Source organism: Tepidiforma sp. (assembly GCF_026419595.1).
In the GTDB taxonomy this organism is placed as follows: Bacteria; Chloroflexota; Dehalococcoidia; order Tepidiformales; family Tepidiformaceae; genus Tepidiforma.
On record NZ_JANZZD010000005.1, the window covers coordinates 105,406 to 125,805 of the forward strand.

At 72.4% G+C, this 20,400-nt stretch carries 13 protein-coding genes and 1 tRNA gene; 5 read left to right on the top strand and 9 right to left on the bottom strand.

Annotated elements, in window-relative coordinates:
- Positions 1 to 19: 19 nt before the first annotated feature.
- A tRNA-Glu gene (locus N2041_RS04480) sits at positions 20 to 96 on the top strand.
- A 96-nt stretch (positions 97 to 192) separates the two neighbouring features.
- Here the strand turns inward: N2041_RS04480 and N2041_RS04485 are convergent.
- Together N2041_RS04485 and N2041_RS04490 are read right to left on the bottom strand one after the other, a co-directional pair.
- Entirely contained in the window at positions 193 to 447 is a 255-nt protein-coding gene (locus N2041_RS04485; RefSeq protein WP_297676233.1) for a hypothetical protein, read from the bottom strand.
- Positions 444 to 1,976 carry an Hsp70 family protein gene (locus N2041_RS04490; RefSeq protein ID WP_297676235.1) on the bottom strand — a complete coding sequence of 511 codons (1,533 nt, stop codon included), beginning with the start codon at positions 1,974 to 1,976 and terminating at the stop codon, positions 444 to 446. The genes N2041_RS04485 and N2041_RS04490 overlap by 4 nt, the downstream gene beginning before the upstream one ends.
- A 90-nt stretch (positions 1,977 to 2,066) precedes the next feature.
- On the opposite strand from N2041_RS04490, the gene N2041_RS04495 reads away from it, so the two are divergent.
- Both N2041_RS04495 and N2041_RS04500 read left to right on the top strand, forming a co-directional pair.
- Positions 2,067 to 3,899, top strand: a complete 1,833-nt coding sequence (locus N2041_RS04495) for a dynamin family protein (protein ID WP_297676237.1) — start codon at positions 2,067 to 2,069, stop codon at positions 3,897 to 3,899.
- The gene (locus N2041_RS04500; RefSeq protein WP_297676239.1) at positions 3,896 to 5,338 is read left to right on the top strand and encodes a dynamin family protein; all 1,443 of its coding nucleotides are present in this window, start codon (positions 3,896 to 3,898) and stop codon (positions 5,336 to 5,338) included. Before N2041_RS04495 ends, N2041_RS04500 begins: the two co-directional genes overlap by 4 nt.
- 62 nt (positions 5,339 to 5,400) lie before the next feature.
- Here N2041_RS04500 and N2041_RS04505 read toward each other — a convergent pair whose 3' ends face one another.
- The 4 genes from N2041_RS04505 to N2041_RS04520 form a co-directional block, all read right to left on the bottom strand.
- A complete protein-coding gene (locus tag N2041_RS04505; protein WP_297676241.1) occupies positions 5,401 to 6,969 on the bottom strand; it encodes a hypothetical protein in 1,569 nt (522 codons plus the stop codon).
- Positions 6,970 to 7,566: 597 nt separating this feature from the next.
- Entirely contained in the window at positions 7,567 to 9,381 is a 1,815-nt protein-coding gene (locus tag N2041_RS04510) for a hypothetical protein (RefSeq protein WP_297676243.1), read from the bottom strand.
- A 101-nt stretch (positions 9,382 to 9,482) separates the two neighbouring features.
- Complete coding sequence (locus N2041_RS04515; protein WP_297676245.1) at positions 9,483 to 10,340, bottom strand: helix-turn-helix domain-containing protein; 858 nt, start codon at positions 10,338 to 10,340, stop codon at positions 9,483 to 9,485.
- Positions 10,341 to 10,443: 103 nt separating this feature from the next.
- Positions 10,444 to 13,827, bottom strand: a complete 3,384-nt coding sequence (locus tag N2041_RS04520; RefSeq protein ID WP_297676247.1) for a carboxyl transferase domain-containing protein — start codon at positions 13,825 to 13,827, stop codon at positions 10,444 to 10,446.
- Between the two features lie 114 nt (positions 13,828 to 13,941).
- Between N2041_RS04520 and N2041_RS04525 the strand changes: the two genes are divergently transcribed.
- The gene (locus N2041_RS04525; protein ID WP_297676249.1) at positions 13,942 to 15,012 is read left to right on the top strand and encodes a hypothetical protein; all 1,071 of its coding nucleotides are present in this window, start codon (positions 13,942 to 13,944) and stop codon (positions 15,010 to 15,012) included.
- Positions 15,013 to 15,037: 25 nt separating this feature from the next.
- Here N2041_RS04525 and ilvD read toward each other — a convergent pair whose 3' ends face one another.
- The gene (gene ilvD / locus N2041_RS04530) at positions 15,038 to 16,711 is read right to left on the bottom strand and encodes a dihydroxy-acid dehydratase (protein WP_297676251.1); all 1,674 of its coding nucleotides are present in this window, start codon (positions 16,709 to 16,711) and stop codon (positions 15,038 to 15,040) included.
- Between the two features lie 118 nt (positions 16,712 to 16,829).
- Between ilvD and N2041_RS04535 the strand changes: the two genes are divergently transcribed.
- Positions 16,830 to 17,291 (top strand): helix-turn-helix domain-containing protein, encoded by a 462-nt coding sequence (locus N2041_RS04535; RefSeq protein ID WP_297676253.1) that lies wholly within the window; start codon positions 16,830 to 16,832, stop codon positions 17,289 to 17,291.
- A gap of 6 nt (positions 17,292 to 17,297) precedes the next feature.
- Here the strand turns inward: N2041_RS04535 and N2041_RS04540 are convergent, their stop codons facing one another.
- Both N2041_RS04540 and N2041_RS04545 read right to left on the bottom strand, forming a co-directional pair.
- Entirely contained in the window at positions 17,298 to 18,206 is a 909-nt protein-coding gene (locus tag N2041_RS04540) for a mechanosensitive ion channel family protein (protein ID WP_297676254.1), read from the bottom strand.
- Complete coding sequence (locus N2041_RS04545; protein WP_297676255.1) at positions 18,203 to 20,371, bottom strand: ATP-dependent helicase; 2,169 nt, start codon at positions 20,369 to 20,371, stop codon at positions 18,203 to 18,205. Before N2041_RS04545 ends, N2041_RS04540 begins: the two co-directional genes overlap by 4 nt.
- Between the last annotated feature and the right edge of the window lie 29 nt (positions 20,372 to 20,400).

Below are 20,400 nucleotides of genomic sequence, written 5' to 3' on the forward strand. Positions count from 1 at the left end.
CTTCGAAGGCAACCAGGACGGCGCGTTCGTCTAGAGGCCCAGGACGCCACCCTTTCAAGGTGGAGATCAGGGGTTCGAATCCCCTACGCGCTACCACGAACTGAACCCGGGCTCGACGTACGTCGAGCCCGTTGTCGTTCACGGACTGGCGCTCGCGGCGACCGCCTGGCGACGGGCGGGGTGCCCCGCGGCTCAGCGCGGGAGCGGGACACAGTTGCCGGTCCCCTGCTTCACCGAGTGGTCGGGGTTGGCAACGAGGATGCACATGGCCGTGGCCGCCGCGGGCCGGTCGGCCGTGGTGTAGCCGGTGAACGGGCTGCCCCCGCCGTAGACGAACCACGGCCCGGTCCCCGGCACGCCCGCCTGCTGCGGGGGCACGGTATCGAAGAAGAAGTGCACGTGCTGGCCGGGCAGCGCGGGCTGGAAGCCGGCGGTTTCGAACGTCACGCTGTAGCGGCTCCCGCTGAGCGTGATGCCGGTGATGCGCGCCGTCCCCGCAGCGAGCGTCGGGGTAGGCGTCGGCGCCGCGGTCGGGGCACCGGTTGCGGCCGCCGTGGGCGTGGTCGCGGCGGCGGCTGCCAGCGTGGCTGTTGCCGTCGCAGCCGCCCGGGTGCGGTCTGCGCCGGCCGCGGGCGGCGCCGAGTCGTCTCCTCCGCCCCCGAAGAGCAGGAAGGCGGCCCCGGCGACGGCCGCGGCGGCGGCTGCGGCACCGGCAAACACCAATCCTCGCGGCCGGCCCCGGGCCGCGGCGCCGGCCGCCGCGCCGCCATCCCGGGGCGGAGCTTCGCCGGGGGCGAGCGCTGCAGCAGCCGGGGGAGCGGCAGGGGCCGGTGACTCGCTGGCGGTCGGGTGCTCGCCGCCCCCGGCAGCGCGGTCGGGCAGGAGCGGCGGAGGCGCGGCTGGCGGCGCGGCGCCTGCCGCGAGCGACTGCCCCGCTTCGATGGCCGCGCCCAGCGCCACCGCGTGCTTCGGGCGGTTACGACCGCGACCGGCCGCCCGGTCATCTCCCGGACCGTCGCGGCCACGAGCGGGATGCGCGAGGTGCCGCCCACGAGGAGGACGCGGTCGACGGCGTCCATCGTGAGCCCTGCGCTGCGCACCGAGCGCTCCAGCGCCGCCACCGTTTCTCGGATGCGCGGGGCGATCGCGCGCTCGAATTCTTCGCGGGTGACCCGGACCGTCGTGTGGAGCCCCGGCAGCGCGGCGGTCACGACCGCTTCCGTGTCGTAGGAGAGCACTTCCTTCGCTTCGCGGCATTCGTCGCGCAGCCGCTGCACCGCCGGCCTCGCGGCGGGGTCGCTGGCCCCGTCCCAGTCGCCCTCGAGCGAACTGAGCACGTGCCGGAAGACCGCTTCGTCGAAGTCGATGCCGCCGAGCCGCTCGAGTCCCTCCGGCTGCCCGAGGAGCTCGAACCCGTCAGGGGTTTTCCGGAGTACCGAGGCATCGAACGTCCCCCCGCCGAAGTCGTAGACGGCGAGCACGGCGCCTGGCTCGACCCGTTCCTGGCTGGCGTAGTGGATGGCGGCAGCTATCGGCTCGGGGAGCAGCCGGACCGTGCCGAGGTCGGCGGCGCGGGCCGCGTGGTCGAGCAAGTCGAGCTTGTACCGGCTGAAGCTCGCGGGGTGGGTGACGACGATGGCGGCTGGCGGTTCGCCGCGCTGGCGGGCGGCTTCCTCCACAGCGGCCCGGAGAAGACACCCCCACAGGGTCTCCGCGCCGAAGGGGGTGCCGCCGAGGATGAGCGGGGTCGGGTCGCCGATCCGCCGCTTGAATTCGCGCGCGGCGCGCGCCGGTTCGGCGGGGGCGCGGCGTTCGGCCGCTTCGCCCGTCATCATCGTGCCGTCGTCCCGCAGCAGCACGACGGACGGGATCGACGCGCTCCTCGTCCCGAGCTGGAGCATGTCCACCCGCCCGGCTTCCCACACCGCAGCCGCCGTGTAGCTCGTTCCGATGTCGACCCCGAGGGCGTAGCTCATGCGATCCTGTCCACCATCCCGCGGCAAGATTCGCTATTCTAGCCGCGCGACAAATTGCCGCACGCTAATGCCTGCGAAGTGCATGGAAAAATGGATACAAAAAGTAGCCCTTCCGCGACGGCCGAAGCGTCGCACCCGGTTTCCGACGCAGCGCTGGATACGGCCCGGCTCGCCCGCGCGCTGGGGCGGGAGGACCTCGCTGCGATGCTGCTGGCTGCACGGGGCAGGCTGGCGCGCCCGGAAACGGTTCTCGTCGTGATCGGCGAGTTCAAGAAGGGCAAGAGTTCGCTCATCAATGGCATCCTCGGCCGCGACCTCTGCCCGGTCGATGACGACATCGCGACCGCCCGCCTCGTCCTGGTCCGCCATGGCGCGCCCGAACAGGTCATCGTGCGGAACCCCGACGGCACCGAGCTGGCCCGGTCGCCGGACCTCGCGGGGCTGGCCCGGCTCGCGACCGAGGCGCCGTCGGGCGGCGACCCGATGGAGCACGCCTACCTCGAGGTCTGCGCCGAGAACGCGTTTTTGGCCCACGGCGTCATTCTCGTCGACACGCCGGGCGTCGGCGGCGGCCTCTCGAGCGGCTACGAAACCCTCGCGCTCGGCTACCTCCATGCGGCCGACGGGTTGATCTTCGTCACCGACGCAAGCGGGCCGCTCTCCCGGTCGGAGATGGAGTTCCTCGCGCGGGCGCGCGGTGTCTGCCCCAGCGTGCTCGTCGCCGTCTCGAAAGTCGACCTCTACCCGGACTGGCGGGCGCTCGCGGCCGCCGACGAAGCGGTGCTGCAGGCCCGCGCCCCGGGCACGAGGCTCTACCCGCTCTCGGCTGCCCTGCGCGCCGCGGCCCTCGCTGCCGGGGACCCGGCGCTGAACGCCGAATCCGGCTTCCCGGCGCTCCTCGACGGCATCGCCGGAGAGATCCTGGACCCATCCCGTGAGCGCGCCGCCGCGCGCTGCCTCGCCGACGTCCGCACGGCCGCGCGGCAGTGCGAAGCCGCGCTCCTCGCAGAGGGCGAGGCGCTGACCGACCCGGCAGCCGGCCGCGAGCACGCCGACCGCCTCGCCGGCGAGCGCCGGCGCCTGGAAGAGCTCCGGGGCGCCGCCGCGCGCTGGCAGGTCATCCTCGGCGACGGCTTCGCCGACCTCATTTCGGATGTGGAGCACCGGCTCCGGGTCGAGCTGCGAACGATCACCCGCGACATCGAGGCGCGCATCGAGGACGAGGACCCGGCCGAGACCTGGGACGACCTTGCCAGCGAGGCGCGGAGCCGGATGGCCGATGCAGCGGTGAACGTCATCGTCGCGCTCGAGGACGGCACTGCGGCCATCGTCGACCGGATCGCCGCGGCGCTCGACGAAGAGGCGCTGGGCATCGGGCCGCCGCGCCGCGACGACGCGCCCGTGGACGTTACCAGCCTGTGGACCGCCCGCGCCCCGGAGGTTCGCCTCGTGAATGAGTCGGCCGCGACGGCGTGGGCATCTTTGCGCGGGGCACAGGGCGGCATCCTCGTGTTCGGCATGCTCACCGGGCTCGCCGGCCTGGCGTTCACGACCGGCGCGCTCGTCGGCATCGGCGTGCTCTTCGGCGGGAAGCAGCTGCTCGACGAGCGCAAACGGCAGGTCACCCAGCGGCGGCAGAAGGCCCGCATGGCGATCCGCCAGTTCATCGACGATGCCAACGCCGAGATCGCCAAGTCGATGCGCGATGCGGCGCGCGAACTCCAGCGGAAGGTGCGCGACGGCGTGAGCGAACGCATCAGCGAAGAGCTCCAGGCGCGGGTGAGCACGCTCGAACGGCTCCAGGAAGCGGCCCGCGCGTCTGACGCCGAGCGCCAGGCGCGGCTGCAGCAGGTGGCGGGCTGGCTCCAGCAGGCGCGCGGGCTGCTGCGGCGGGCAGACGAGCTCGAAGGAGCAACGGCGTGACGCCGGCTCCCGGGGCAGCACTGGCAGGACGGCTCGAGCGCGTGCTCCGCCGCGCCGCAGCCGACGACCTGCCGGACGCGGCAGCGGAACTTTTCGCAGCTGCCGACCGCCTGCACGGTCCCCTCCGCGTCGCGGTCGCCGGCCGCGTCAAAGCCGGGAAATCGACGCTCCTGAACGCGCTCCTCGGCGAGCGGCTGGCCGCGACCGATGCGGGCGAATGCACCCGCCTCGTCACCCGCTTCGTCCACGACTGGCAGTACCGCGTGACGGCCGTGCGGCGCGGCGGCGCCCGCGAGCCGCTGCCGTTCCGCCGCGGAGCGCGGGGCCTGGAGATCGACCTGGCGGATGCCGATGACATCGCGGAGATCGAAGTCGGCTGGCCATCGCGCAGGCTCGATGGGCTGGACCTGATCGATACCCCCGGGCTCGGGTCGCTGAGCCCCGAGGTGAGCGCCCGCACGGAGGAGCTGACGGGCGCGGCCGGGGGCGTCAGCCGCGTGGATGCCGTCATCTACCTCATGCGGCACGTCCACCGCGACGACACGGCGTTCCTCGAGGGGTTCCGGGACGCCGGCCTCCCGCTGGGAAGCCCCGTCACCACCGTGCTGGTTCTCTCCCGCGCCGATGAAATCGGCGGCGGCCGGCCGGATGCGATGGACAGCGCGCGCCGCATCGCCGCCCGCTACAGCGCCGACCCGCGTCTGCTGGCTCTCGCCGGGCAGGTCATCCCGGTTGCGGGGCTCCTCGCCGAGACCGCTTCGACGCTCGCCGAACTGGAGTACCGCGCCATCCGCGACCTCGCCGCCGACCCGTCGTCGCCGGCCCTGCTGCTCTCCGTCGACCGATTCCGCGACCCTGAGCGGAGCCCCCTGACGGCGGAACTGCGCGAACTCCTGCTGCAGCGGTTCGGTCTCTTCGGGCTCCGGGTGGCGGTTGCGGCCGCGGCCGAAGGGCGGGTGCAGTCGTCGAGCGACCTCGCCCGCATGCTGGAGGCGGTATCCGGCATCGGGCCGGTGCGGGAGGCGATCGACCGGCGTCTCCGGGCGCGGTCGCAGCTCCTCATCGTCCGCAGCGCGGTCGCCGCCGGCCGGCACATCGCCCGGCAGCACGCGGCCGCGAGCCCCGCCGGTGCTGCCCGGCTCGCGGCAGAACTCGACGACCTGGTCGCAAGCGCTCCCGAACTCGGACTCCTCGAGGCCGCCCACCTGGCCGCGACCGGCCTGGCCCGCTTCAGCCCGTCCGAGCGGGTGGAGGCCGACACGTTGCTCGACCGGTTCGCGGCCGCGAACCTGGCGCCTCTCCCTGCCGGCCACGCGCTGGCGGCGATCGACCGCTGGCGCGAACGGGCTTCGGACCCGCTGCTCGACGGGTTCGGACGGGCAGCGGCCGATGCGATGACCCGGGCGTACGAAGCGCTCTACGCGCGCTCCGGGGGCTGAACGCAGCGGGGCCGCGGCAGCAAACGCTGCCGCGGCCCCCGTTCGATGACGCGGGAACAGTATCAGTCGTCCAGGTCGTCATCCTCGGCCGGCGCGGCCATCGCCAGCGACTGGCGATAGAGTTCGGCGACCTCTTCCGCATCGAGCACCTGGATCTGGGCGGCGATATCGGCGTCCGATGGCTCGTCGCCGCCCTGGAAGAGTGCATCGCGGATCCAGTCGAGGATGCGCTCGAGGATGTTGCCGCCGCCGCGTTCTTCGTCCGCGAGGGGCGCGTCCTCGCCCATCACCGCGGCATCGGCGACTGCGGCGCGGACCCATGCGATGAGGCGGGCCACGTCGGGGTCGAACTCCTGGATGCCGCTGCCGTCCGAAGCAAGGCCGTCCGCGGGAAGAGGCACCTCGAAGACGACCGGCTCGAGGCTGGGCGTCGCGGCGGCGGCAGCCTGCGGCGGCGGGGCGATGGCGTCGTCGCGGGTCAGCGTCCACGGCGCCTCGGTTGGCGGTGCCGGAGGCTCGGGCGGCAGAGTGACGGGCGCGGGCTCGCCGGCCGACCCGTCGCTGCGGGAATCCGGCGCCGAAGCGCCAGCCCCACTCGTGTCGAAGACGTCGAGCGATGGCCCGGCGGGTGCCGAAGCGACGGGCACGGGCGCGGCGGAATCGGCAGGGTCCGGCGCGACCTCGCCGGCGACGTCCCCCGGCGGCGGCTGGTCGCCAGGCTGCTCGTACGCGGGCGGCGGCGGAGGCTGGTCCTGGTAACCGGGCTGTTCGTATGCGGGCGGCGGCTGGTCCCGGTAGCCGGGCTGTTCGTACGCCGGCGGCGGCTGGTCCTGGTAGCCGGGCTGTTCGTACGCGGGCGGCGGCTGGTCCTGGTCGCCGGGCTGCTCGTACGCAGGCGGCGGCTGGTCCTGGTAACCGGGCTGTTCGTCGACGGGCGGCGGCTGGTCCTGGTAACCGGGCCGTTCGTACGCGGGCGGCGGCGGCTGGTCCTGGTCGCCTGGCTGTTCGTCGACGGGCGGCGGTGGCTGGTCCTGGTAGCCGGGCTGCATGCCATTGGTCGGCGGCTGGTCGCCGGGCTGTTCGTAGGCCGGAGGCGGGCGGTAACCGGGCTGCTCGCCGTTGGCGGGCGGGTGTTCGGCCTCTCCGTTGCGTGGAGGCGCTGGCGGCTCTTCAGTTTCAGCAGGGGGCGGGGCAGGGGTTTCGCCCCGCGGCAGGTCGCCGGGAAGGGTTCGCGGCGCATCAGGAAACGGCGGGTCGTACACGATGCCCGGTCGCCCGCCTTCGCCGGGTTCGAGATTGCGAATCCGGTCGTCGATGGGCGCGGTCTGTGGCGGCTGCTCGCCGGGAGCCACCGGGTGCTCGGCCGGCGGGAGCGGGAAGGTCGTCCCAGGACCGATGGCTCCGATGTAATCCCCGACTTCATCGGCCCGCGCCGCCTGCTCCGCGGCTAGCCGCAGGCCTTCGTAGTCCTCGGCAGGCCCTTCGGACGGGTTGGGAAATATGCCGGAGAGCCCGGGAGGAGTCGATGTGCCGCCCTGAGCTGGCGGGACTTCGGGCATCGCCGAGGGTGCGCCGGGCGGGCCGCCGGCCGAAGCCGGGAGGTCCGGGCGGCCGTCGCCGTCGATGTCCATGCTGCGGACCTCGTCCGGGATCGGCCGGACATCGTAAACGGGCGTGCTCTGCTGCGCCGGCGGCCGCGGGGGCTCGGGCAGTATGGCGGCGCCGGAGCCCTCAGCCGGCGGGGGATTGTAGCTGCTGTCGGGCGTTTTTCCTACGGCTATCGGCGGCGGGACATGATTCGGGGTGCTGGACACGGAGACGCCTCCTTCGGCGGAAGATGGGGTCGGCTGGCCGCCTTCGTCAGTGCCCGCGGCCTGGGCATTCGGCTCGTTCGCTGCCGCCAGGTCGGCAGCGACGGCAGTCTCACTGGCCCCCTGGCTCTGCTGCGGCCGCGAGGATGTCGAGCCGGCGGACGACGGAACCGGATCGAGTCCGGGGGGTGTATGGGTCGACGTGCCCGCATCGCTGACGTTTTGCGGCGGCTGGCCATCGGGGCCGACCAGCTGCCAGCTGTTGGGGTCCGGGACGTTCGACTCGGCGCCGCTGTCACCGTCCGGCGGGGACGTCGGCATCCGGTTGGGCGGCGGCGCATCGGTCCGATTGGCCGGCGGGCCGGCGGTGCCGAGGGGAGTAACGGACTGGTCACTCACGGTCGATTCCTCCCGGGTCTACCCGGCGTCGTCGCTGTCGCTGTCGTCGTCGGAGGCGCTCGAACTGCCGGGTTGCGCCGCGTCGGCGGTGCCGTGTGCGTCGGCGATGGTGAGGCCGGAGCCGCCGAAGCCGGAGAGGGCGCTCGCCGGGTCCTCGGTGCGGGCGCTGCCGGTCCACTGGCCGGCCGCGTCGGGGCCGTAGTCGATGTTCCCGCGGTCGCCGGGGAGGATGCCGAAGCCAACGTTGCCGCTGCCGGTGCCGCCGCGGACGCCGGGGTCGCCCGGGTTGCCGATGAGGAAGTTCGTCATGCCCCTCTGGAGGGCGGCCGTCTCGGCGAGGCTGAGATTGCCGGCGGGCGGAACGTCGCTCGCGTCGTCCGCGGGGTCGACGTCCCAGCCGTGCCGCCCGGCCCGCATCGCATCGATCTGGTCCTTGTGGTGCTCGTAGATCCACGCGCGCAGCGCCGGGTTGTCCGGGGTCTCGTCGATGGGCTGGCTGGCCGAAGGCGCCTTCGGAGTGTCGCCGGCGCTCGGTTGGCCTGCCGACTGCTTCGCGGCGTCCCGCTCTCGTGCGGCGCGCTCGGCTTCAGCGGCCTTACGCTCCATCTCGGCAGCGAATCGACCTTCCTCGGTCAGACCGGCGGCGACGGTCGCCGCCCAGTCGCCGACGCCGGTGGCGTTGTCGATGGCGCGGCCTAACCGCCACCCGTAGAATAAAGAGCCTGCAACCTGCCCGACCGGGCCGTCCAACAGTCGGCTCGCGGCCGCCCCGATGTCTCCAACCGCATCCCAACCATTTCTCTCGCCGTCTTCCCCTCCGCTCACGACGATTCCGCCGCCGCGAGTGTCGGTCCACCTGGTGATGTTGGCTTCGGGGGGCTGAGGCTTACCCGAAACGGGTTCACCATCGAGGATGGTGTCAACGGGTTCACCATCGGGGATGGTGTCGTACGGATCGCCGGGGGCCGGCAGCGGCCGCGCATCGCCCTCGCCTTCGGCCGGGCTCACGCCGGTCGTTCCGCTCCCCATGGAATCGAGCGCGGCTTGCATCAATCCCAGCTCGCCGGAGCCGCTCATGGCCCCGCGCCCGCTGCTCACCGCGAAGGGGTCGCTGCCGGTGCCGCCGGTCATCGCCCCCATGGCCGATTCGGCCATACCCTGGTAGGCCTCGTTGCCGTGCCCGGGGCTGCTGCCGCCCGGCAGTCCTGACCCGGCACCGGTGTCGGCGATGGCGGCATCGAGGTCGGCGACCGCCCCGCCGATGAGGTTGAGCCCCGGCGCGCGGAGCGCGTCGCCGAAGGAGGGGCTTTCCGTGCCCGGCATGCCGTACCGGTCGTCGGTCCCGGGCATCCCGCCCGCGGCCTCGCCGGTCTTCGCCTGGAGGTCGTCGAGGGACGGCCTGGCGATGTCCTGGAAGGCGCCGGGGACGGCGCGCTCTGCGATATTGCTGCCGGCAGACGCCTCGGCGCGGTCGAGCGCGTCGCGGAGGCTCTCGGCGGTGCGCTCGAGGTCCGGGACCGGTGCCGCGGGCGCGGCGGCGGCGATGCTGCTGAGTCCCGAGGCGTTCCCGCTGCCCGGGGTATTCCCGTCGGCAGCCCGGGCCGCCGGCCCGTTGATGGCCGGCTCGCTGTTCCGGCGCAGGGCGTCTTTTACGTCTGCCCCGGCCGCCTCAGCGGGTGACGGCGCCCGTTTCAGGTCGATGGTGCGGAGGTCCGGCGCCGGGGCGGTCCTGGCGGTCGGCGGCGCTTCATTGGCAGGGGGCGGGGGCGGCGCGGCGTCAGCGGCCGGCGACCGCTTCGGGAACTGGGGGCCGTTGGGGGAACGCTTCGGCATGCGGGCCACATCCTGGTCGAGGATGCGGGCAGTCTCGGACCCCCGAATCTGGGCAGCAATGCCGAAAATGACACATTTTGTACCCGCGCGGCCGGGCCGCGTCAGGCCCCGGGCGGCGGGATGCGCGGCCACGTCCGGTCGTAGTACGGCCGGCGCCCATCCTCGACGATGCGAAGCTGGTGGACCGCCTCCGCCGTCCGCCCATCGAGGGGAATCCAGTCGTTGAACCAGATCGACGGTGGGTTATTGGCCGGGCCGGTGACGGAGACGAAGCGGAGCTCGCCCACTTCCGAATTGCCCCAGACGACCGGGTAGGTCAGCCGAACGCGGTAGGCCCGGCCGGGGACGGTGTTCCAGAGTTCGAGGAACTTCTGCACGTACTCCGGGCTGCCGTTCATGAGGAACTGGACGGCGGCCGCGAGATACGGGTGCTGCGCCGGGTCGAGGGCCGCGTCGCCGCCGTAGTGGCCCTTCACGACGGAGACCGCGACGGAGAGCGCCTCTGACCAGTTGCGCAGCCGGCGGGCGAACCCCGGCGTGGTGAGCATGCTCAGGAATCCCCGCTGGAACGGCCCTTGCAGCTCGCGGTGGAGGTCCACCTCCCACACCCGCTGGATGACGGCGTTCGCAGCCACCACCTCGAACAGCTCAGTCGTGATGCAGGCCGGGTGCGGCAGGTCGGCGATTGCCTCGGCCGCGCTGCGCAGCGTGAACCACTCGTCTTCGAGCCGGTCGGCAGGCGAGGCGAAATCGGGCGCGTAGCCAGCGCCGCTCAGCACCTGCTGCCGGGCGAACGCGTCGGCGTCGAGCGCATCGAGGAGGCCGATGAGCGCCTCGCGGCTGGGGTGGCGGACGCCCGTTTCGTAGGCCTTGATGGACGCCGAAGAGATGCCGGCGCGCGCTGAGAGTTCCTCCCGCGAGAGATGGACCTGCCTCCGGAGCGTGCGAAGCTGGTCCATCCAGCCTTCCATGGTCTCGTTACCCGGCCGTGAGATTCGCGCATCCTACGTGAACGCAACGGCGAATGAAAGCCACGGCACCTGTCCGTGCAGGGCGCCCGCGCTACCAGCTGTCGATGTTCGGCCGCTTCTTCCCGGCGCGGGGAGCGGGCGGCCGGATCGACGCCAGCAGCGCGGTGAGCCACGCGCGCGTTTCGGCCGGGTCGATGGCGTCGTCGACTTCGAAGAGCGACGCCTGGTTGAGCGCCTTTCCGCGGGCGTAGGCGCGCGCCACCATCTCCTCGTAGAACTGCCGCCGCTTCTCGGGGTCGTCGATGGCCGCCAGTTCGTTCCGGTAGCCGAGCTTCACCGAACCCTCGAGCCCCATGCCGCCGAATTCGGCGGTCGGCCAGGCGACGGTGAAGAAAGGCCGGTGGTAGGTGCCGCCCGCCATCGCGATCGCGCCAAGCCCGTACGCCTTGCGGAGGATGACCGTGAACGTCGGCACCGAAATGTTCGCGCCCGTCAGGAAGACCCGGGCCGCGTGGCGGACGAGCGCCGTCTTCTCGGCTTCCGGCCCGACCATGATGCCCGGCGTGTCGCAGAAGTAGACGACGGGCAGGTCGAACGCGTCGCAGAGCTGCATGAAGCGGGCCGCCTTGTCGGCGCCATCGGCATCGATAGCGCCGCCGAGGTGGGCGGGGTTGTTCGCGATCACGCCCACCGGCCGCCCTTCGACCCGGGCGAGGGCGGTAATCATCCCGACGCCGAATTTCGGCCGGAGTTCGAGGACCGACCCGGTGTCGAAGAGCAGCCGGATCGCCTTCCGGACGTCGTACACGCGAAGCCGGTTTTCCGGCACGACATGCCGGAGCAGCCGCTGGTCGGCGGCCTCCCAGCGCGGGAGCGGTCCCTGGAAGTAGGCGAGGTACTGCTTCGCCGTCTCGACGGCCTCGGCCTCGTCCTTCACGAGGATGTCGATGACGCCGTTCGGCACCTGGACCGAAACGGGACCGATCTCCTCCGGCGCATAGATGCCGAGGCCGCCGCCCTCGATCATCGCCGGGCCGCCCATGCCGATGTTGGCGTCTTCGGTGGCGATGACGACGTCGCAGCAGCCGAGGAGGGCGGCGTTCCCGGCGAAGCAGCGCCCGGTCGTGATGCCGACCATCGGGACGTGCCCGGAGAGCTGGGCGAAGCGGGTGAACGTGGGCGGCGAGAGCGCGCTCGCGACGATGTCGGTATCGCCGGGCCGCCCGCCGCCGCCTTCCGCGAAGAGGATGAACGGCATCCGGCCCTGCTCGGCGATGTCGATGATCCGGTCGGTCTTGCGGTGGTTTTGGCCGCCCTGCGTGCCGGCGAGCACGGTGTAGTCGTAGGCCATGATGGCGCAGCGGCTGGCGGGGTCGCCGAAGAGGTCGCCGTTGACGCTGCCGACGCCGGTGATGAGGCCGTCGGCCGGCGTCTTCTCGATCAGCTCCTCGAGCGAGCGGCGGGCGCGCTGCGCGGCGAGGACGAGCGGCCCGTATTCGATGAACGTCCCCGGGTCGCAGAGGTGGGCGATGTTCTCGCGCGCGGTCCGGTGGCCGGTCGCGTGCCGCCTGGCGACGGCCTCCGGCCGCCGCTCGTCCCGCGTCCGCGCGCGGCGTTCGAGCACCTCGGCGAGGTCCGGCCGGATGGCGTCGAGGTCGATGGATTCCTCGGCCGCCTCGCTGTCCGCGTCGTCGAGGCCGGGCGCGATGGTGAGCAGGAGCGCGCCTTCGACGACCGGGAGCCCGGCCGCTGCTTCGACGCGGACGACCGTGCCTGAGCAGGGCGCGGTGACTTCGTGCTCCATCTTCATCGCTTCCATGACGGCGAGGACCTGGCCAGCCCGCACCGCCGCCCCGGGCTCGACGGCGATGGCGATGACCGTCCCCTGGAGCGGCGCGCGGACGGCCTGCTGCCCTTCGTCGACCGGCACGGCGTCGGCCGGCGGGCGCGCCGGCGCCTGCTGCTTGCCGTACGCGAGCACGGCCAGCGGATCGCTCGTGTCGATGCGGGCGCCGGCGATGGCGGGCTGAGCCGGTTCGCCGGGTCGTGCGCCTTCAGCAGGCGTGGCGGCGAAGCGGGCAGCCGCCTCGGCCAGCGCGGGCGCGTGCTCGTCGATGAAGCGGGTGTGGAGGTCCGCAGCGGGAAGCTCGGGCCGCTCCGCGAGCGCCCGCAGGAACGGGAGATTCGTCTCGACACCGGCGATATCGAACTCGGCGAGCGCCCGCCGGAGGCGCTGGACCGCCGGGGCGAAGTCCGGCCCGGGGGCGCGCACGATGACTTTGGCGAGGAGCGAGTCGTACGCCGGGCTGATGGCCAGTCCGGGGTACGCTGCCGTGTCCACGCGGGTGTGCGGGCCGGCGGGGGGCGCGAACCGCTCCAGCGTCCCGGCCGCCGGGTAGGCGAGCCCGGTCGGCGTCATCCGCTCGGCGTTGACGCGCGCCTGGACGGCGAAGCCGCGGGCGGGCGGCGGGCCGTCGGCCAGCCCCAGGTCGGCAAGCGTCGCGCCGCCGGCGATCTGGAGCTGCGCCGCGACCAGGTCGAGCCCGGTCACCTCTTCGGTCACCGTGTGTTCGACCTGGAGGCGGGCGTTCGCTTCGATGAAGAACCACGGCGAGCGCTCGTCCAGGCCGTTCGCGGCGTCGACCAGGAATTCGAAGGTGCCGAGGCCGCGGTAAGCGAGCCGCCGGGCCATCGCGAGCGCCGCCTCGATGAGCTGGCCCCGGAGCCCCGGCGGCAGCCCCGGGGCGGGCGCGATTTCGACGACCTTCTGGAAGCGCCGCTGGAGGCTGCACTCCCGCTCCCAGGCGTGGGTCACGGCGCCGGTGCCGTCGCCGATCACCTGGATCTCGATGTGGCGCGCCCGTTCGATGAACCGTTCCGCGTAGAGCGAGCCGTCACCGAAGGCCGCCGCTGCTTCTGAGGATGCGCGCGCAAAGGCGGCCTCGAGTTCATCGGCGGTCCGCACGACGCGCACACCGCGGCCGCCGCCGCCGGCCGCGGCCTTGAGCAGCATCGGGGCGCCGTCCAGCCCGGCGAAGAAGGCGCGGGCGCCGTCGAGGTCGAGCGCAGATGGCGAGCCCGGGATGACCGGCACGCCGCAGGCGATGGCCAGCTCGCGCGCTGCGACTTTGTCGCCGAGCGCGGCGAGGGTCGCAGGGGCCGGTCCGACGAAGGTCAGCCCTGCAGCCTCGCAGGCGGCGGCGAAATCGGCGCGTTCGCTGAGGAAGCCGTAGCCGGGATTTACCGCATCGGCGCCGGTCTCCTGCGCCGCCCGGACCACGGCGCCGATGTCGAGGTAGGCGGCGGCGCCGGCGCCCGGCAGCCGGGCCGTGCAATCCGCGCGGCGGAGGTGCAGGCTCGCGGCGTCGTCGTCCGGGGCCGCAGCCGCGGTCTCGATGCCGAGGTCGGCGGCGGCGCGGATGATGCGCAGGGCGATTTCCCCGCGGTTGGCGATGAACAGTCGGCGAATCGGCATGGCCCGTCGCTGTCGGTGCTGGTGCGCGAAGCATAGCTGCACGCGGGCGAACGCGCTGGCGAAACTACCCGGGTGAACGCCGTTCGCGTAGGCTGTCCCGCGAGGAGTCGACCGATGAACTACAGGCTGTTGTGGATTGGGGCCGTCAGCGGGCTCGCGCTGCACCTCGCCGGGCTCGGCTGGGACGTCTACCGCCACTCGCGCGACGTGACGCTGGCGCAGCGCGAAGACGTCCTCTCGCTGGCGAACCCCTCGCACCTCATGATCGTGGCGGGCACCGCGATCATGGCGGCCTGCCTGCTCGGCGTCGCCGTGACGTGGATGAACGAACGCCGGTTCGGCGGTGATGGGGCGTTCGGCGGACTGCTGCGCGGCGCCGGCCTGCCGGCCGTCGGCATCGCGGCGGCAGGGTCGATCTGGCTGGCGTCGCAGGCCGATTCGAGCGGCCTCGTGCACGATGCCTCGCACAGCCACGGGCCGGAACAGGCCATCGTCCTCGACCTGCCGCTCGCGCGGGCGGTCGGCAATGAGACCGCGGCCCGGTTCGTCACGTCGAGCGGCGGCCACAGCCACGCGCCGGGCGGTTCGGCCGCCGGCGACGACCCGATGGGCGAGGGCTCAGCCCACCATCACCACGCCGAGGTGCCGGTGACCGCCGAGCAGCTCGAAGCGGCGGCGGCGTTCGTGGCCCGGCTCCGGACGGCAATCGCGCCCTACGAGGACGTCCGCCGCGCCATGGCCGACGGCTACCTCCAGATCACGCAGGACCTCCCCGGCATCGCGGCGCACTTCATCCGGCTCGACTACCAGCGCGACGGCCGCGAGATGGACCCGGAGCGGCCGGAAGTGCTGCTCTACACGAAGCGGCTCGACGGGACGTGGCGGCTCGTCGGCGCGATGTTCCTCGCGGAGGGCGTCACGGAGGAGCCGCCGTCGTACTTCGGGCCGCTCGACGCCTGGCATTACCACGAGAACCTCTGCTTCGTCGGCAGCGGCGTGCGGACGGTCGCCAGCCGCGAACAGTGCCCCGGCGTGTTCACGGCGCGCACCCCGTGGCAGCTGCACGTGTGGACCGTGCCCACGGCGGGCGGCGTGTTCGCCCACGACATGCCAGAGATCGACCCGGGGGCGTACCCCGGCGCCGTGCTGCCGGCTGCGCAGGAGCTGCGCGCGCAGGCGCGGTGACCCGGCGGGCCGGCCGCGGCGACGCCTAGGACGTGACGGCGCCCTTCGAGGCGCTCGAGACCTGGGCGGCGTACTTCGCGAACACCCCGCGCTCGTATTTGGGGGGCCGCGGCGTCCAGGCCGCGCGGCGGCGTTCGAGCTCCGCATCGTCGACGTGGAGGGTCAGCTTCCGGTTCTTCACGTCGAAGCTGATGATGTCGCCTTCCTGCACGAGCGCGATCGGGCCGCCGACGGCCGCCTCGGGCGCGACGTGCCCGGCCATGAGGCCGCGGGTGGCGCCGCTGAACCGGCCGTCGGTGAGCAGCGCGACGGATTCGCCGAGGCCTTCGCCGACGAGCGCCGCCGTGACGCCGAGCATCTCGCGCATGCCCGGGCCGCCCTTCGGCCCTTCGTTGCGGATGACGACGACGTCGCCGGCATGGATCTGCCGGTTCGCGACCGCCTGGAAGGCGTCTTCCTCGCATTCGAACACCCGGGCGGGGCCTTCGTGGTACATCCGCTCGTGGCCGGCGACTTTGATGACGCAGCCCTCGGGCGCGAGATTGCCTTTGAGGATGACGAGGCCGCCGGTGGGCTTGAGCGCTTTCTCGACCGGGAGGATGACGTCCTGCCCCGGCGTCTCGACGGCCTCCTCGGCTTCCTCGGCGATCGTCCGGCCGGTGACGGTGAGCACGCCGCCGTGGAGCTTGCCAGCCTCGAGGAGCCGCTTCGCGAGCAGCCGCGTGCCGCCCGCGCGGTCCATGTCGAGCGCGACGTAGCGCCCGCCGGGCCGCATGTCGCCGATGAGCGGCGTCCGCTCCGAGACGCGGTCGAAGTCGTCGATGTCGAGCGGAACGCCGGCCTCGTGCGCGATGGCGAGGAGATGGAGGACGACGTTGGTCGAGCCGCCGGTCGAGGCGGCGCAGATGATGCCGTTCTCCAGCGCCTCCCGGGTGAGGATCTGCCGCGGGAGGATGCCTTCGTTGAGCACCTTCATGACGAGTTCGCCGGCCCGGAAGGCGACCTTCCGCTTGCGGGCGTCGGTCGCGCCGACGGTGGCGCTGCCCATCGGCGAGAGGCCCATGAATTCGAGCGCCGTGGCCATCGTGTTGGCGGTGTACTGGGCGCCGCAGGCGCCGGCGCCCGGGCAGGCGGCGTCGACGATCTCTTCCAGCTCCTCCTCGGAGATGGTGCCGGCGGCCTGCTGGCCGACCCCTTCGAAGACGTCCTGGATGGTGATGTCGCGGCCTTTGTAGCGGCCCGGCGCGATGGACCCGCCGTAGAGCACGAGCCCCGGGATGTTGAGCCGGGCGAGCGCCATCGCCGCCGCGGGGATCGTCTTGTCGCAGCCGACGATGATGACGGCCGCATCGAAGGAGTAGCCGATGGCCGCCAGCTCGATCGAATCGGCGATGATTTCGCGGGAGACGAGCGAGGCCTTCATGCCCTCGGTGCCCATCGAGATGCCGTCGGAGATGGAGATGGTGTTCACCTCCATCGGCGTGCCGCCGGCAGCGCGCACGCCGGCCATCACCTCCGCCGCCAGCTCGCGGTGGTTGAAGTTGCACGGCATCGTGCCGATCCACGAGTGCGCCACCATGACGAGGGGCCGCCGCAGGTCCTCGCTCGTGAAGCCGACGGATTTGAAGTAGGAACGGGCGGGCGCCCGGTTGGGGCCATCGACGAGGATGCGGCTGCGGGCTCGTGGGTCGTAGGTCATGCTGCGCTCCCGGGGAAAGTCGTTCTTAGCGAGAAGCTTACTCCCCGGACGGGTCGCGTTCGACCGGGGGTCGGTTGTTCCCTGCAACCCGGCCGGCGGCGTGTGGTATGCTCGCGCCATGCGCCGCACCAGCTTCGCCGAGATGCCCTGCTCGGTGGCCCGCACGCTCGAGGTCATCGGCGAATGGTGGACCATGCTCGTCATCCGCGAAGCGTTCAACGGAGTGCGGCGGTTCGATGACTTCCAGGCGCGGCTCGGCATCGCCCGGAACGTGCTGGCGGCCCGCCTCCAGCGGCTCGTCGAACATGGCGTGCTCGAACGGCGCCAGTACCAGGACCGGCCGCCGCGCTGCGAATACCGGCTGACCGAAAAGGGCCGCGACCTCTATCCGGTGCTCGTCGCGATGCTCTCCTGGGGCGATAAGTGGATGGCCGGGCCGGAAGGCCCCCCGCTGACGCTGGTGCATGAGTGCGGCAGCCCGCTCGGCGCGAAGCTCGTCTGCGGCACCTGCGGCGAAGCGCTCGACCCTCGGCAGGTCCGGCCCGAGTGGAACCGGCCGGCCGCCGCTGCCGAATCCTGAGCCGCGCTACCCCCCGCTCCGCTGCGGCGGCTCCTGCGGCTTCCGCTCGCGGGGGAGCACCTGCACCTCGTGGCGGTACGGGATTTCGATTCCTTCGCGGTCGAACCGCTCCTTGATGCGCCGCCGCAGCTCGCCCGCGAGCTCCCACTGCTTGAAGACCTTCACGTCGCCGACCACCTTCAGTTCGACGCCGTCCTCGGCGAGCCGGTCGACCCGCACCACCGAAGGCGTGCTGAGGAAGTCGTCCGGTCGGTCGGCGGCCAGCCGTTCGCACTCTTCGTTGATGACCGGGATGACCCGGCTGAGATCCTCTTCGTAGGCGACCAGCACGTTCAGGTTCACGCGGCTGAAGCCCTGCGTCATGTTCGTGGCCACCGTGATGGCGCTGTTCGGGATGACGTGCACGTTCCCGTCCATATCGCGGAGGACGGTGCGCCGGGGCGTGATCTCGATGACCTGGCCGCTGACGCCCGCGACGCGCACGACGTCGCCGACCGCGTACTGGCCTTCGACAAGGATGAAGAGGCCGTTGATGACGTCTTTGATGAGCGTCTGGGCGCCGAGGCCGATGGCGATGCCGGCGACGCCGACGCCCGCGATCAGCGCCGAGACCTGCACGCCGAGCTGGTCGAGCACGATCGCGGCGCCGAGGAAGGCGAGGAAGATGTTGAAGAGCCAGCCGAGCGTCGCCATCAGGGTGTCCACCCGGCGCTCGACGACCTCCGGGTCCTCGGCGCGCGCTTTCGCGGCCCGGAGCGAGGCCGAGCGGATGAGCCGGCTGAGCACCCGCTGGACGACGATGCGGAGGATCACCAGGCCGGCGATGACCGCCACGATGGTGACGCCGTTCTCCCGGAGCCATTCCTCCCAGGCCTCGGCGGTCGTCGGGATGAGGAACGGGATGGTGCTGCTCATACGGCCCTGAGTTTCGCGTAGCTTTGCAGGAGGCGCCGCGTCCCGGCGGTGTCGAATTCGACCACGTATTCGATGTCGCCGCCGTTGTTCCGGGCGTCGGTGACGGTGCCTTCGCCGAATTTCGGGTGGACGACGCGGGCGCCGACGGGGAAGGCGGCTTCCTCTGCCGGTTCGAGCTCGGGAGGCGGGACCGCAGCCGCAGCCTCGGCGTAGCTGCGGGGGGCGCTCCCGGCCGGGCGGCGGAGGTCCGCCGGGATGTCGGCGAGGAAGCGGGATGGCGGGTTCGCCGAACTCATACCGAACGTCATCCGCCGGTAGGCGCGCGTGAGGTAGAGCACGTCCATGGCGCGCGTGATGCCGACATAACAGAGCCGGCGCTCCTCAGCCATCTGTGCGGGGTCATCGAACGAGCGGATGTGTGGCAGGAGCCCTTCTTCCATCCCGACGAGGAAGACGACCGGGAATTCGAGGCCTTTCGCCGCGTGAAGGGTGATGAGCGTCACCCCCGCCGCGCGGCCGTCGAGCGTGTCCTGGTCGGTGACGAGGGCGACGTCCTGCAGGAAGGTGGCGAGGTCGTTGCCCTCGCCGGCGGCCTCTTCGTACTCGGCGAGCAGCGACTGCAGTTCGAGGACGTTTTCGAGCCGCTCCTCGGCGTCGTCACCTTCGCGGAGGTAGCGGACGTAGCCGACGGCATCGAGGAGGCGTTCGAACAGGTCGCCGAGCGGCGCCTGCCGGTGGGTCCGCAGTTCGTCGATGGTGCCGACGAACCCGCGGAGCGCGGCGGCGGCCCGGCCGGCGACGCCCTCGGCGCGTCCTTCGGCGGCGATGCGGCACGCTTCCCACGTGCTGACGCCGTGCGCGGCGGCCAGCTCCCGCAGGCGGTCGATGGTGCGGTCGCCGATGCCGCGGCCGGGCACGTTGATGATGCGGAGCAGGCTCGCTTCGTCGGCCGGGTTGTGGATGACGCGCAGGTAGGCGAGGAGGTCGCGAACCTCGCGCCGCTCGTAGAAGCGGACGCCGCCGACGAGCCGGTACGGAATGCGGTAGCGGACGAGCGCCTCTTCGAAGGGGCGGGACTGCGCGTTGGTGCGGTACATGACGGCGATGTCGCTGGGGCTGCGCCCGGCGGCGATGAGGCGGCCAGCTTCCCGCGCGACGAACTCGCCCTCCTCCTCATCGTTGTAGGCCTCGCAGGTGAGGACCTGTTCGCCGCCGGTCCGCTCCGTCCAGAGGCGGCGCGGGTGGCGGCCAGGGTTCCGCGCGATGACGGCCTCGGCGGCCGCGAGGATGGGCGCGGTGGAGCGGTAATTCTGTTCGAGCAGGGCGACGGCGGCGCCGGGGAAGTCCCGCCGGAAGTGCTCGACGTTCCGGACGTCGGCGCTGCGCCAGGAGTAGATGCCCTGGTCCGGGTCGCCGACGACGGTGATGTTGCCGTGCACGCTGGCGAGCTCGCGGGCGAGGACGTACTGGGCCGGGTTCGTGTCCTGGAACTCGTCGACGAGCACGTGGCGGTAGCGGCCGGCCCACTTCTCGCGCAGCTCCGGGACCCGGAAGAGGTCGATGGCCCGAAGCAGGAGGTCGTCGAAGTCAAGACCGCCGGCGCGGCGGAGCGCCGCCTCGTACCGCTCGTAGGCGCGGGCCGCGACCTCCTCCGGGTAGGTCCGCGCGCGGGCGAGGAGCTCGGCCGGCCCGAGCATCTCGCTCTTGGCTGCCGAGATGCGGGTGAGCACCGAGCGCGGCGGGAACTGCCGCGGGTCGATGCGCAGCTCCTCGAGGACGCGCTTCATCACGCCGAGCTGGTCGGCGTCGTCGTAGATGGCGAACTCCCGGGGGATGCCGATCGCCTCGCCGTCGATGCGGAGCCAGCGAGCGCACATCGCGTGGAAGGTGCCCATGTGGAGGGCCGCGGCGTCCTCACCAATGAGCCGGGCGGCGCGGTCGCGCATTTCGCGGGCGGCCTTGTTCGTGAACGTGACGGCGAGAATCTGCCACGGCGGGATGCGCCGTTCGCGGATGAGCCAGGCGATGCGGTGAGTGATGACGCGGGTCTTGCCGCTGCCCGGCCCGGCGAGGATGAGCAGGGCGCCGTCGCCGTGGGTGACGGCGGCGCGCTGCGCATCGTTCAGCCCCGCGAGGATGTCGGCGGCGGTGAGGGCGGCGTCCACCCCCGGATCGTACCATTCGATCACCCGGC